Annotated in this window: 12 protein-coding genes; all 12 read right to left on the reverse strand. The window is 46.0% G+C overall.

All coding sequences use genetic code 11. The features are described from left to right. Positions 1 to 54: 54 nt before the first annotated feature. Positions 55 to 1,302, reverse strand: a complete 1,248-nt coding sequence (locus MSG34_RS03140; RefSeq protein ID WP_248336262.1) for an anaerobic sulfatase maturase — start codon at positions 1,300 to 1,302, stop codon at positions 55 to 57. Positions 1,303 to 1,421: 119 nt separating this feature from the next. Next, positions 1,422 to 3,167 (reverse strand): arylsulfatase, encoded by a 1,746-nt coding sequence (locus MSG34_RS03145; protein ID WP_248336263.1) that lies wholly within the window; start codon positions 3,165 to 3,167, stop codon positions 1,422 to 1,424. A 76-nt stretch (positions 3,168 to 3,243) separates the two neighbouring features. Continuing rightward, positions 3,244 to 3,675, reverse strand: a complete 432-nt coding sequence (locus MSG34_RS03150) for a tetratricopeptide repeat protein (protein WP_048610280.1) — start codon at positions 3,673 to 3,675, stop codon at positions 3,244 to 3,246. A gap of 194 nt (positions 3,676 to 3,869) precedes the next feature. After that, the gene (locus MSG34_RS03155; RefSeq protein WP_248336264.1) at positions 3,870 to 5,075 is read right to left on the reverse strand and encodes an iron-containing alcohol dehydrogenase; all 1,206 of its coding nucleotides are present in this window, start codon (positions 5,073 to 5,075) and stop codon (positions 3,870 to 3,872) included. Between the two features lie 216 nt (positions 5,076 to 5,291). Continuing rightward, entirely contained in the window at positions 5,292 to 5,735 is a 444-nt protein-coding gene (locus MSG34_RS03160) for a hypothetical protein (protein ID WP_017070129.1), read from the reverse strand. 72 nt (positions 5,736 to 5,807) lie between these two features. Next, on the reverse strand, positions 5,808 to 7,223 hold the full coding sequence (locus MSG34_RS03165; protein WP_248336265.1) for a coniferyl aldehyde dehydrogenase: 1,416 nt from the start codon (positions 7,221 to 7,223) through the stop codon (positions 5,808 to 5,810). Between the two features lie 275 nt (positions 7,224 to 7,498). Then, complete coding sequence (locus MSG34_RS03170; protein ID WP_017061075.1) at positions 7,499 to 7,981, reverse strand: MarR family winged helix-turn-helix transcriptional regulator; 483 nt, start codon at positions 7,979 to 7,981, stop codon at positions 7,499 to 7,501. 360 nt (positions 7,982 to 8,341) lie between these two features. Then, the gene (gene choV, locus MSG34_RS03175) at positions 8,342 to 9,553 is read right to left on the reverse strand and encodes a choline ABC transporter ATP-binding protein (RefSeq protein ID WP_248336266.1); all 1,212 of its coding nucleotides are present in this window, start codon (positions 9,551 to 9,553) and stop codon (positions 8,342 to 8,344) included. A gap of 2 nt (positions 9,554 to 9,555) precedes the next feature. Continuing rightward, the gene (gene choW, locus MSG34_RS03180; RefSeq protein ID WP_248336267.1) at positions 9,556 to 10,398 is read right to left on the reverse strand and encodes a choline ABC transporter permease subunit; all 843 of its coding nucleotides are present in this window, start codon (positions 10,396 to 10,398) and stop codon (positions 9,556 to 9,558) included. 95 nt (positions 10,399 to 10,493) lie between these two features. Beyond that, positions 10,494 to 11,465 carry a choline ABC transporter substrate-binding protein gene (locus tag MSG34_RS03185; protein WP_017070132.1) on the reverse strand — a complete coding sequence of 324 codons (972 nt, stop codon included), beginning with the start codon at positions 11,463 to 11,465 and terminating at the stop codon, positions 10,494 to 10,496. Positions 11,466 to 11,601: 136 nt separating this feature from the next. Beyond that, a complete protein-coding gene (gene betA / locus MSG34_RS03190) occupies positions 11,602 to 13,314 on the reverse strand; it encodes a choline dehydrogenase (RefSeq protein ID WP_248336268.1) in 1,713 nt (570 codons plus the stop codon). Positions 13,315 to 13,386: 72 nt separating this feature from the next. After that, a complete protein-coding gene (gene betB, locus MSG34_RS03195) occupies positions 13,387 to 14,847 on the reverse strand; it encodes a betaine-aldehyde dehydrogenase (RefSeq protein ID WP_086968942.1) in 1,461 nt (486 codons plus the stop codon). Positions 14,848 to 14,941: the final 94 nt, after the last annotated feature.

The raw sequence follows: 14,941 nt of genomic DNA on the forward strand, positions 1-14,941 counted from the left end.
AGCGAGCCTTCTATCTAACTTAAATCTTGATTGAATCCATTCACGCCTACTCCATTACCCCAGACGAGACGCAATATTATTGGCTTTGAGTAAGCCCTTAATAACCGGGTCGATATGCTTGAAGAAGCCCAGCCATCCTTCACAGAGATAATTTAACCCAGCCTCACCATCTCGGCTTGTGATGATTCTGTTTTTTGGGCATTCGCCATGGCATGCAAATTTAAACTCACAGGTTTGGCATTGTTTCGGCAGAGACTTCTGTTTGGCGAAGCCAAAACTCTGCTGCTTTGGCGAGAAGGCTAAAGTTGAAAGTGCTTGCTCCTGAATATTACCTAACTGAAACTCAGGAAAGACATAATGATCACATGAGTACACATCGCCATTGGGCTCAACTGCTAACCCTTTGCCGCAGATCTCGCTCAAGGTGCACATGGTGCTTTCTCTGCCCATCCATACACCGACAAAATTTTCAAAGTACGGCACTAATACCCGACCAAAATCATGTTCGAACCATTCGTCAAAAATGGTAATGAGGAATTGTCCCCATTGCGCAGAGCCGACACTCCACGGTTCAACCTCGCCTGATACGGGAATGATCGCTTGTTGATTGCTCAACCATTTATTGTTGGTGTGAGCTTCGCGCTTATCGACCACAGGAATAAACTGCAATTGCTTCGAACCCACTTCATCGCGTAGAAAGCGATAGACCTCTAATGGATACTTACCTGTCACATCATTCACGCAACTTAGAGTCGCAAACTCGACGTTATGCTGCTTCAAGTAGCGAATACCACGCATTGTTTGAGAAAAGGTTCCTTTGCCTGCACGGTTAGTTCGGTAGTGATTATGTAAGTGCTCTGGTCCATCAATACTGACGCCAATGATAAAGTCATTATTCTTGAAAAACTCACACCACGCATCATTCAATAAAGTGCCATTGGTTTGAAGGTCGTTGCTGATCTTGCTGTAGCTAGGACAATATTTTTTCTGCAGCTCGACGACCTTTTGAAAGTACTCAAGCCCCAACAAGGTAGGCTCTCCACCATGCCAAGAAAAGATGATTTCAGGCGTGTTCTGCCCCTCTATGTACTGTTTGATATAACGCTCTAACAGGACTTCATCCATCGTATATTGAGAGCCTTTTGGGTATTCAAGCAGCTGCTGTTTTTCTAAGTAATAACAGTAGGTGCAACTGATATTACACACCGCCCCAATCGGTTTTGCTAGCGCTTGAAGCTTGCTGTGTGCTTTACCATTGAACTGCGGAATTGAACTCAAATTTGATAGCGATAGTGTCGTCATGAAGAGTGCCTCGATGTAAAAGTTATTGTATTAGCTAAAACAATTCGTAATTCCTTTACACGGTGTTCATCGGCCAACCAAGCTTGATGGCATTAGGTTGGCCGAGTGGTTCATTTCCTCTATTTCACGTTTTCAAACGGGTTCCACGCTTCGTCAACCGGGACGATGTTTTGCGCTTTTTCGTACTCTTGATATTCAGCGACCATTTCAAGGAACAGATCTGGCATTTGATTTCTCAAGTCATGTTGCTCAGCAGGGTCTTTCTTGGTGTTGTATAAGTGCCATTCACTGTCGCCGCCCATACCGGTAGAGATTCGAATGATCTTGTAATCACCTTTGAGCAAAATCCCGCTACCAAACAATTCAAATGGAATCGCATTATCGGCACTGTGCACCTCTGCCGTTTCACCTTTGAAGTAAGGCAACAAGCTCACACCACTCATCGGCGCCACTTCTCGACCTTGATATTCCGTTCCTGGATGCTCTACCTCTGCAATTTCAAGAATCGTGGCTGCAATGTCTTTCACTTGGGACAAGTCGTCTGTTTGAGTTCCCGGCTGTAACGCATCTTCACCTTCTAGAAGCGCTTTGGCTGGCTTAACAATAAACGGCACACGGATACCGCCCTCTGCTGTGTAAGCTTTGTACCAAGATAGGCCGCCGGTTGAAGCGCTTGCCCATTCAGGGCCAAGTGACACACTGGAGTTCGCCTTACCTAAGTTTTCGGTCGAATTATCGAAGTGATGAGCGGTCCACGTTCGGATCAGGTCACTGATATTTTCACCAGTAATATCCGCCGCTTCTGGGCCGTTATCCGCTAGATACATGATGTAGGTATTGTCGTATTCCCCGATTTCTTTCAGGTAATCGACTATCTGACCGACTTGTTGGTCCTGCATTTCCATCATGCCCATCGCCACAGCCATTTTCTTGCCGTACCACTTTTGTTCTTTCTCAGAAAGCGAGTCCCAAGGGCGGCTTAATGAATTACGTCCTGAAATCTCAGCCTCTTTAGGAATCACGCCCATCTCTTTCATGCGTTGGAAACGGTCTTCTCGAACCGAGTCCCAACCATGTTCAACGTAATAATCCACTGTATCTTGATAAGCAGATTCAGGCGCTTGCAGTGGCAGGTGAATACCGGTGAATGGGACGTAAGCGAAGAAAGGCTTGCCGTCATCTTTTTTGCTGTCGATCATCTTGATGATCTCGTTGGTGTAAACTTGGTCTGAGTACTCGCCTTTGTATTTATCCTCAACCACTTCACCGTTGCGGTAAGTTGGCTCAACTTCAACACCGGGAATATCGCCTTTTTGCAGCGCATCCGCTGTCGCGGCATTTTTGGCTGGGAACATCATATCTCGGTTAAAGTGATTCGAACCGCCCGCTAAGATACCGTAACTCTCACCAAAACCTCGATCATCCGGTAAGAATCCATCCTCGTGTCCCAAATGCCATTTACCAGACAGGTAAGTGTTATAGCCACTCTCTTCAAGCAGCGTTGCGACCGTGACGCCTTTCTTGGTGAGGTAACCTTCATAACCCGGCTTACCAATCGCGCCCGGATAGACGGCATAGTCGAAGGTGCCAAGCCCAACCTCGTGGCTGTTTGCTCCGGTTAGCATCATAGAGCGCGTTACCGATGAAGTTGGGGACGCGTGAAAGTTAGTAAACTTAACCCCCTCTTCAGCCAGCGCCATTAGGTTTGGGGTATCCGCTTCTGAGCCATAAGGCTGTGTATCGGCAAAGCCCACATCATCACCAACAATAACAACAATATTCGGCTTTTCTGATTCAGCCGCAAGAGCAGCACTGCTTGCCGCGGCCATTGCCGTGAACACTAAAGATTTCTTGAATGTCTGCATAAGACGTTCTCCAATTTCTGTGATTAACTTTTTCTGTGGTTAACCTTTCTGTGATTAACCTGAGTTAGGATTTGAATTAGTGCGCGGCTTGCGACATCCAATGTAATAAGTCGAGCGCAGGGTCATACTCTTGAGCTGCTGCCATGCCTATCCAGGTGACAGCTTCCGCTTGGCTGGCTTGAACGCCACTTCCAGAGATATACATCAACCCAAGCTGTGTTTGAGCTTCAGGGCTACCGTTATTGGCTGCGGTGACGAACCACTCCGCGGCTTTTTCATCATTCTGTTCTACGCCCTCTCCGCTCAGATATAAGTAAGCGACAGAGAGCTGGGCATCCAATTGCCCTTGGTAAGCCTCATCCAACAATTGCACGACATCTTGATGCTGCTGCGATTGATCCATGGTGGCTGCGTTCTTAGAGCTTTCGCTTCCAACGCTTGCTTTGGCAAAAAACAGAGCAGCCAAAACACCAGTCAGAATCACGGTAGTTAAACGTTTATTGATCATTTATTTCCTCCTCGGGAATAAAGGTCACAACGTCCCTGTTGAATGAGTTAGGTAAAAAGTAGGAATGGCGCGATGATGCACAAGCTTGATAGCAATACGTTTTCAATTTTCATAATTGGCTCTCGAGTAATAGTTGTGAGTGAATCAAGGACTGAACTAAATGGTCATAAAATTCAGTCAATTAAGACAAGGACTTAAATCGCTTTCTCAATGATGGTTTCAATCGCCTGTTTCGAGATTGGGTAGAACTGAAAGCAGATGTCTTTTTCAATCGCTTCCGCAATGTTGCTCTTCTCTTGCTCATCAAAGTCCCAGCTGCTGAAACGCTTCATCGCGCCGACACTGGTTTGGAAGTTGTTTAAGAAATCCAACACTCTCTGATAAACCATCTCATCGGTTCCCGCCGTGTCGACCGAGAAAGCTTGAGCTAACTTCGCCGCATTCGGCATATAGAATTCAGGCAGCGCTTCAATCACAACCGGCATCAGTACCGTGTTGGCATCGCCATGTGGAATGTGGCTAATCGCACCAAAAGCGTGAGCACAGTTATGAATCGGAATACCGCCCAAAGACGAATAGAAAGCAGAGATCGCCATGGTGCTTGCTTGAAGAAGGTTGCTACGTGCTGTTAGGTTTTCTGGCTCTTTAAGTGCCAAGGGTAAGTTTTCAACAATCAGTTTTGCAGCCTGAATGCCGTAAGCGTCGGTGAATGCATTACTCATTGGCGAGACAATCGCTTCAACAGCGTGTGTTAGCGCATCCATGGCGGTAGAACGAGTCAGGTGAGCTGGCAGCTTAGTGGTCACCGTTGGATCAAGAATTGCGATATCGGCTTCCAATCCCGATGCGACTAGGCTTGCCTTAATGTTTTCATGTTCGTTGTAAAAAACAGCAATCGGAGAGGCTTCTGCGCCCGTACCAGCCGTTGTCGGAACAGCAATGTGGGGCACTCGAATATCTTCATTGTTTGGCCATACATCCATATGACCACCACCTGCAATTACGGTGCGAATATCATCGATCTTCTTATGAAGTGCGTATTTCACACCTTTAGAAGCATCAATTACGCTGCCGCCGCCAACAGACAAGATCGCATCAGCATTGACGCTGTTTGCAAACTCAATGGCTGCGTTGATGTTGTCGCAAGTTGCGTCTGGCGCGATATCGGTGTACACGCCAACAAGCTGAACCGCTTGTTGGTTCGCTTCCTGATTCCCATTCTGGTTTACAAACAACGCCGAGAACTGCTCAACAAAGCCAAGAGACTCCAAACCTTTATCAGAAAAGAGCACGACTCTTTGCGCACCTAAGCGACCAAACAGAGAAGGGATATTTTCAATGCCGTTCTCTTGAGCATGAACAATGGTTTTAAGTTGAAAGTTAAAATTATTGGTTGTCATGGTGTTTACCTCATTTCTAGTTGATGACTAAACAATAACCAAAACAAACCGGTCGGTCTAGGGTGTAAATGTCAAAGATATGTCAATTAAGATCTTTATGGATCATTACCTCAAAACGAAAAAAGCCCGCAAGTGCGGGCTATTGTCATAAGTAAACTATTGATCATTAAAGAAGTGTCATTGACTCACCCTGAGCAACTCACAAACGGTTAACGATTAACGAAGGTGAGCTGGGACCTTGCTCTTATCTCTAGTGAGGTAGTAGTACAGATAAACCAAAGAATAAACGGTCACAAATCCATCGAGCGCAAACACGCCGCTCCAGCCATAGAACCACTCATAATCGTTGATACACACGTTGTATAAGAAGATGCCAACAAACATCGACTTCTCAAATGCGCTGTAAATCATCGTCGAAGTTCGCAGCGATTTGTACTTCGCCGAGAACATCAACAACACACCAATACAGCCAACCATCACACCCCAGTGTTGATAAGTACCCAGCAAGTACTCTTTGTTTTCCATCATGGTATCGTTGTATGAGAACAGCGTCTGCATACTCCAATCTGGCGCTAGGAAAGTGGAAAAAGCCGTCGCTGTTAAGAAACCGGTGATCATCAAATACGATTTGATCGTACGTTCAAAAAAACGTTCCAACATAAAAGTAACCTCTTAAAATAATTTCGTGAAAATAACTTTTTGAAAAATAAACAGTGTCATACCAACAATGATTTACTGGCCAAGCATGCCCATCACTGCTGTTTTTAATTCGTTGTCTTCTTTTGAAAACAGATGCTTAACTCGATGATCTAAACCCGTTTCCAAGACTGTTTTGGCGTGGGAGAAAGTCAGGAAACCTTCTTTGCCGTGATAGTTGCCCTGACCTGATTCACCAATGCCACCAAACGGCGCGTCATCAACCGCTAAATGGAAAACACAGTCATTAATACACATGCCACCGGAGTGAACTTGGTGCTTAACCTGAGCCTGTAAGCTCAAATCAAAGCTCATCAGATAAAGTGCTAACGGCCTTGGTTTACTATTGATGACTTGGAACGCCTCTTCGACATTGCGATACGTAATCAAAGGTAATAATGGGCCGAAAATTTCTTCGTTCATCACTTTGGATGACAGGCTTGGTTCAACGATCAAATGTGTCACCAAGCGATGAGTGTCTAAGTCCATCGCTTCATCATGGCAAGCAACGATTCGTGTCCCTGCTTCCTGCTCTTCATTCAATAAACCAGCAATACGATCACATTGGCGAGGGTTAATGAGCGAGGTTAAACTCTCAGAGTAGATCCCTTCATCAAACAGCTGTTGGTATTGTTTTTTGTACTCCAGAATGAAGGCTTCGAGCTTATCTTCAGGGAGTAGCACATAATCTGGAGCGACACAGACTTGGCCGTTGTTTAGGCTCTTGCCATAAATGATTCGCTCTACCGCAATATCAATCGGCATGTCTTCTGCCACGATAACCGGCGACTTTCCACCCAGCTCTAGCGTGACTGGGGTTAGCGTATCAGCCGCTGACTTCATCACTTGGCGACCCACTTGGGTTGAACCCGTAAACAGAAGATGATCAAACGGCATCGCCGAAAATGCGGCTGCGATTTCTACCTCACCTTCAACCAAGCACACCTCATCGGCATGGAAAACTTCCGCCAATAGCGCTGTTAATACTTGGTTCGTGGCTGGGGTGAATTCGCTCATCTTGATCATGGCGCGATTGCCCGCAGCCAGCGCCGAAATAAGCGGGCCGACGGATAACATGATCGGGAAATTCCACGGAGCAATAATCCCTACGACGCCTTTGGGTTGATAAACCACCTCAACACGAGAGGTTGAAAGTAATGGTCCGGAATGACGAATTGAAGATGTCGACCAATGAGGCAAACATTCAATGCTGTGATCAATATTTCCGATACAAGGCAATATGTCAGCCATCAAAGTGTCTTGTCGGCTACGGTGACCATAGTCCTCACTCACGGCTACACACAAACGATCTGTGTAATCGATAAGCGCAGATTTAAGTGCGAGCAGCTGCTCAATTCTCTCCGATATCGCCGGCATCGGTTTCTGTGCAAAAGCTCCCTGCATGCTGTTCAACGTCATGGTCATTTGTGTTGGCGTCAATTCGTGTTTCATACATCACCTCGTGGTTAAGATGAGCACACAATAATACACAACAGACCGGTCGGTCTAGTGTTTTATTGTCAGAGAATCGTCAATGGAGTTTTGATTACAATCCAATGAGGCGGCTACAAACGGGGCAAAAAGTCAGGGGAATTTAAAATAAGAAAGCGTAACTAACACGCAAGGCAAATAGAGATTTTAAATGGTAGGATCAAAAATGGCCGCTTAATGCGACCATTTGACAATTATTTAAGTTGTTGTTCTAAATGAACAATTCATAAGTAACGTTAGCTCTTAGCTACGTTTGCAATGCCTTCAAGCTGAAGTACTGGAGCGGCGTCAATGTCTTCTGCGTTCATCATTGATGATACTCGCTGCATTGAAGAAAGCAGTAAGCTTTGCTCCCACGGCTCTAGGTTTTGGAATTTTTTAACGAAGTTATCTTGCAGCGGTGGCGGCGCATTGTTTAGCAACTCTTGACCTTTTTCTGTCAGGTTTGCGTGTACTTTGCGGCGATCTGACGAGCTGCGAACACGTTGTACATAGCCATTCAGTTCCAAGCGATCGATGATCGTGGTTGTGGTGGCTTGGCTTACATTGGTGTGATTAGACAATTCTTTGATCGTCACATTACCCATTTCTTGGATTGCTCTCATTAGAATTAATTGAGGGCCAGTCAAACCATACTCTTTACTCAGCTTTTTCGAGTGTAAATCGATAGCGCGAATAATTTGTCGAATAGCGACTAGGATTTCGTCATGTTTGTCCAAGATGCAGACCTTTGTACTAATATACTGTGAGTGGTTTTACAGTGTCGAAGCGAAGAACTCTCATGAAATCGGAGTCAGGACCGCTCAAATTACACTGTAAATTGATAAATTACGTCATTAATTTTTCCGCATTGTACTGATGTTCATACTATTCTCAATCTTTTCTATGCCTCTGAATTTGCGCAGGGCAACACTTTTGCTCAATGAGTCACGATTTTCGCTCTTATATCGGCTAACAAGGTAACAAAAAGCCAGAAGTCGTTAACAAATAAAAAGCAGAGCAGTCAAATAGGTAGGGAGATTGTGATGGCCCCACTACCTATTAAATGTTTCGATATCTGACTATTTTAGTTCAAAAGACTAAGCAGCACTGTTTAGTTGAAAATTACCTGTCAGCGCGTTGTAGAACTCGCTGTTATCCAAGATCCCAACCAATTGATTGTCTTCAACCAGCAAAATCGGATGGTTACTGATCTGCTTGAGCTTAATCGCATCACGCATGCCAATTTCCGGACTTGCCACGACCACACTCGACGCGCTGATCGCGGTTAGGTCGTCAGATTCGCTCCACTCGACAAGCGCCAAAGTAGATTCACCTTTTACTGATAAAGCACCTTCATTCTGTTCAATCCAGAGATCTTTAGAATCGCAGATCTTCCAGCTTTCATTCTCTTGCGTCAGTGAATCAAGAGGCTGCATCAAAGAGCGACCTTTAAGTACATTCAATGGATTGGTGTGAGCAACGAAGTCTTTTACGTATTCTGTTTTTGGCGTCAACACGATCTCTTCAGGCTTACCGTGTTGAATCAGCTTTCCTGACTCCATGATCGCGATGTTGTTACCAATCTTCAGTGCTTCATCTAGGTCGTGACTCACGAACAGAATCGTTTTGTTGAGTTTGTTTTGCAACATGATCAGTTCATCTTGCAGTTGAGCACGAATCAATGGGTCAAGCGCCGAGAACGGTTCATCCATCAATAGAATGTCGGTGTCCATAGCGAACGCACGCGCCAAACCAACACGTTGCTGCATACCGCCAGAAAGCTCATGAGGGAATTTAGTTTCCCATTCCGCTAGACCAACCATTTCCAATTGTTCACGCGCTTTTACACGACGAACATCTTTTGCTACTCCCTGCATTTCAAGACCAAACGCCACGTTGTCTAATACGTTAAGCCATGGCATCAAAGCAAACTTTTGGAAAACCATGGATACACGGTGAGTACGTAGATGACGCAGAGTCGCTTCATCACACTGTGCTAAATCGACTTGTTGGTCACCGTCTTTGATTGTCAGTGAACCACGGCTGATCTCGTTCAAGCCGTTAACTGCGCGAAGCAAAGATGATTTACCAGAACCAGACAAACCCATCAATACACAGATCTCGCCTTCTTCAACCGTCAGCGACACATTGTCTACGCCGACAACTTGACCTGTTTCATCGATGATATCTTGGCGAGTTTTACCTTGATCGAGTAGCTCAAGCGCTTGATTGGCTTTGTTACCAAACACAACATCAAGGTTTTTAATGGTAATCGCGTCCATTGCCTTTTGTTCCTGAGAGATAGACATGATTAAGCTTCCTTCTGGTTTGGTGTTTTGCACAAGCGGTCAAGGATGATTGCGACTAAAACAATCGCTAATCCGGCTTCAAAACCTTGTGAGATGTTCACTGTGTTCAATGCACGAACAACAGGTTTACCAAGCCCGTCAGCACCAACAAGAGCGGCGATAACCACCATCGAAAGCGACAACATAATGCATTGGGTGACACCCGCCATGATGCTTGGCAGAGCGGCAGGTAATTCAACTTTGAGCAGTAACTTCATGCGACTTGCACCAAAGGCTTTACCCGCTTCAATCAGCTCTTCAGGGACTTTCGTTACCCCTAAGTAGGTCAAACGAATTGGTGCAGCTATTGCGAAAATAATGGTCGAGATTAAGCCAGGCACGATGCCTAAACCGAATAGAACCAGAGTTGGAATCAGATACACAAACGTCGGAACGGTCTGCATTAAATCGAGAATTGGGCGCAACATCGTATAGAGCCAAGGACGGTGGGCAGCCATGATGCCAACCGGTACGCCAATTAACACGGAAATCGTTGTCGCCGCAAAGACGAGAACAAAGGTTTCCAGCATTTCTTGCCAGTAGCCGAGGTTAAGAATAGTCAGCAGTGCCGCGACCACAAAGATCACTAGCGAAGGTTTACGGTGTAAATACCATGCAATCGCAGCAGTAATCACGATTGGCAGTGCAGGCGGCATCCACTTAAATATATCGACTAAAAACATAATGACGGTTTCTAGAAAAATCGAAATAGCGTCAAAGAATCCTGCTGCGTTGATTGTTAGCCAATCAACACCCGCTTCCATCCATTGTCCGACAGGGATTTTGTTTTCCGTAATAAAATTCACAATATTGCCTTTTATTATGGGTGGGCTACTTCAAACCAATCGATAAATTGGCAAGCCCACCTTTATTATTTATGTAGCTGTTGAGATAGGTAGAACTATGCTTTAACTTGCTTTAGGTATTCAGTAACGGCTTGAGTCGCTGATTCACCCTTATGCGTTTTTACGTTGTCTAACCAAGCTTCAACTTGTTGAGGGTTGTTGTTCAACCACTGTTGAGCCGCTTTTTCTGGCTTCACTTTTTGGTTAAGAATCTCTTCCATCAACTGGTTTTCCATCTCTAGAGTGAATTCTAGGTTTTGTAGAAGTTGACCGACGTTTGCACACTCAGACAGGTAGTTTGAACGAACGTTAGTGTAAACATTCGCACCACCGTAGTTAGGGCCGAAGAAGTCGTCACCGCCTGAAAGGTATTCCATTTCAACATTGCTGTTCATCGGGTGCGGAGCCCAACCAAGGTAAACAATCCATTGGCTACGGCGTGCTGCACGAGATACTTGAGACACCATGCCCGCTTCACTTGATTCCACTAAGCTGAAATCTTTCAAGCCAAACGCGTCAGAATCAATCATTGATTGGATTAGGCGGTTACCGTCGTTACCCGGCTCGATGCCGTAGATGCGGTCTTTAAATTTGTCGGCATGTTTTGCTAGGTCGGCGAAGCTTTTCACACCAGAGTCGTACACGTATTTTGGTACAGCTAGTGTGTATTTTGCGCCTTCAAGGTTGGCACGAACGGTTTCAACCGTGCCCTCTTCGCGGTACTTAGCAATATCGCCTTCCATGGTTGGCATCCAGTTACCTAGGAATACGTCAATATCGCCGTTTGCCATTGAAGAGTAAGTCACCGGTACTGAAAGTAGGTCGGTTTTGGTTTTGTAACCAAGGCCTTTTAATAGTTCAGAAGTAACGGCGGTTGTTGCGGTAATGTCAGTCCAGCCTACATCAGCGAAGCGGACGTTTTCACATTGTTGTGGTTCAATAGAAGCGTTAGCACCAAATGCAAATGAACTGATGGCTAATGTTGCTAATACCTTTTTTGTAGCGGTTTGCTTATGTTGAGTCGTCATAATGATTCCTTTTTATCTTTCCTTTTTCTGCCCTAACTCATACTAATCAGGGCAGTTTTGCTGACTTTTGACTAATTTTGGTTGTTACTTTTTTTATTATTTCTGCGTTTATTATTTTTATTTTAATAACAGAGGCTTACGCTTCTCTTACTGGTTTATTGATTCTTTGCTTCTCTTGCCATTCAGGTGCAATCCACACTGGAACGTCCTGCTCTTTGAGCATTGGCTTACCCAAAATCAAATCGGAAGCACGCTCAGCCACCATGATGGTCGGGGCGTTCAAGTTTCCGTTCGGAATAACAGGGAAAACAGATGAGTCGACAACACGCAGATTATCAATGCCGCGAACGCGACACTCTTCATCAAGCACTGCCATTGGGTCATCATCAGCGCCCATTTTGCAGCCACATGAAGGGTGATACGCACTTTCCACGTTCTGTTTAACCCATTCGTCGATTGCTTCATCTGACGTAACACTTAGACCTGGCTGAATCTCTTCACCTCGGTAAGCATCCATTGCTGGTTGAGACAAAATCTCGCGTGTCAGACGAATACAATCACGCCAATCTTGGCGGTCTTGCTCAGTCGAGATGTAGTTGAAAATGATCTCTGGCTTGGCATGCGGGTCAGCAGAAGTGATCGCAACCGTACCGCGACTTTCTGGCTTATTAGGCCCAACGTGTACTTGGAAACCGTGACCATCAAAGGCCGCTTGTCCGTCGTAACGCATCGCAGCTGGCAGGAAGTGATATTGAATGTTTGGCCACTTCAATCCTTTGCGAGAACGAATGAACGCGCACGATTCAAAGTGGTTAGTGGCACCAAGGCCTTTGCGAGTCAGAATCCATTCCGCGCCAATCATGCCCTTGCTCACCAAGCCAAGCTTGCTGTTGAGTGTGATAGGTTCGTTACAGTGATATTGGAAGTAAACTTCTAGGTGGTCTTGAAGGTTTTCACCGACACCACTCAGTTCGTGTTTAAGCTCAACGCCGGCCTTTTCAAGCACGGCTTTCGGGCCGATACCAGAAAGTTGAAGCAGTTGAACAGAACCAATAGAGCCCGCAGAAGAGATCACTTCTTTATTCGCCACAGCCACCTGGGTATTGCCTGACTTTTCAAACTCGACACCGACCGCTTTCAAGCCCGATTGACCATTTGAGTCTTGTCCTTCAAGTAAGAAACGACGCGCCACGATGCCTTTCTTTAAGGTTAGGTTTGAACGCTTCAATGCTCGACGTAGATAAGCATTAGAGGTTGAGGCTCTAACACCCTTGTCTACCGTCATATGCATAGTACCGAAGCCTTCTTGCTGGTAGCCGTTGTAATCGTTGGTTTCTGGGTAGCCAGCGTCTTTACCTGCATCGATAAACGCTTGGTAAAGCGGGTTGAGCTCCATATCGTTACCGTTACAAGTGCCGACAGGGCCATTGTCACCACGGTATTCATCACCGCCTTTGTTCCATGATTCAGCACGGCGGAAATAAGGCAGGCATGCTTGGTAGTTCCAACCCGCTGCGCCCTCTTCTTCCCATTGGTCAAAATCACACGCGTGGCCACGAACATAAACCATGCCGTTGATCGATGAGCTGCCGCCTAACACTTTGCCACGTGGGCAGTGCAGTTCGCGTCCATCAAGACCCGGTTCTTGCTCTGTTTCAAATTGCCAAGCGTACTTTTCAGTATTCATTGGGTAAGAAAGTGCGGTTGGCATCTGGATAAAAATACTCTTATCCGTACCACCAGCTTCCAGTAATAAAACGCTATGTTCACCGCTTTCCGTTAGCCTATCCGCTAACACACAGCCGGCCGAACCCGCGCCGACGATAATATAATCGTAGCGTTGTTCCATGTTTTGATTTCCCTGAGATGAGTCAGTAGGGCTAGCTCTATTAAGCTAACCCATAAAATTGAGTGTTACGCGTTAGGCATAAGGGCTGGCGTAGTCGCCAAGTTCAATAAGAATGCTCTTAGTCTGCGTATAGTGAAGTAGGGTTTCTGGTCCATTTTCACGGCCAATACCTGAAAGCTTGTAACCACCAACCGGCATTTCTGCTGGTGAGTCGCCCCACGTGTTCACCCAACAAATACCTGCCTGCATTTGATGAATAACACGGTGCGCACGAGAAAGATTTTGCGTGAACACACCAGCCGCAAGGCCATATTTGGTGTCGTTAGCGCGGCGAATCACATCGTCTTCGTCCGAAAACTTCAACACTGACATCACAGGGCCGAAGATCTCTTGTTGAACGTGAGGCATGTTGTCTTCGCAATCCACAAACACGGTTGGGATAACAAAGTTGCCGTTTTCGAGGCCGTTATCTGTCACTTGATAGCCGCCCGTCAGCAAGGTTGCACCCGACTGCTTAGCTAGCTCAATTGCTTCAAGGACTTTTGAAAGGTGGTCTTTAGAAATCAACGCGCCGATCTGAGTCTCCATATCCATTGGGTTACCAATGATCAGCTTCTCAGTGCGTGTCTTAAGTTGGTCGATGAATGCGTTGTAGATGTTTTCATGTACATAAACACGAGTACCATTAGTACACACTTCGCCTTGGGTGTAGAAGTTTGCGACCATCGAAGCTGACACTGCATCATCCAATTTCGCATCATCAAACACGATCATTGGTGACTTGCCGCCAAGTTCCATGGTGACCGATTTCAGCGTTTTAGCGCTATCTGACATTACCGCTTTACCGGTACCGGTTTCGCCCGTGAACGACACTTTCGCGATGTCTGGGTGCGCCGTTAGCATCTGACCAACACGGTAATCGCCCTGAACCACGTTGAACACGCCATCAGGAAGACCAGCTTCGGTAAATATCTCAGCAAGTTTGAGCGCCGTTAGCGGCGTTTCTTCTGAAGGTTTGAAAATCATCGCGTTACCCGCAGCCAATGCTGGAGCCGATTTCCACATCGCGATTTGAATAGGGTAGTTCCACGCGCCAATGCCCGCACAGATGCCTAGCGGTTCGCGGCGAGTGTAGAAAAATTGAGATTCACTCAGCGGCTGTTGGTCGCCTTGTAGCGTTGGAGCCAAGCCAGCAAAGTATTCAATAACATCAGCGCCAGACGCCACATCCACTTCAATTGCTTCTTGCAGCGGCTTGCCCGTATCAACAACCTCAAGGTTTGCAAGGTCATTATTTCGAGCTCTAAGTATTTCCACTGCCTTCAACAGAATACGGCTGCGTTCCACAGCGGTCATTGCAGACCATACCGCAAATCCGCGCTTCGCAGATTCAATAGCACTGTCGACATCCGCTGAAGATGCTTGGCCTAACGTCGCGATAGGTTCACCGTTGGCAGGGTTAATGCTATCAAAGGTTTCACCAGAGGTTGCTTTAACCGCTGCGCCATCGATGTATAACGAGTTCATTTCCATTTGAGATTCTGACTTAATTATTGTTATTAGACTCTGCTGGTCTATATGTGAGTAGTGGGTGTAATAGCGGTCGTTCTTGCTCTAGGTCTAGACC

Origin of the sequence: Vibrio sp. 1CM2L (assembly GCF_023161695.1) — a bacterium.
GTDB lineage: Bacteria > Pseudomonadota > Gammaproteobacteria > Enterobacterales > Vibrionaceae > Vibrio > Vibrio coralliirubri.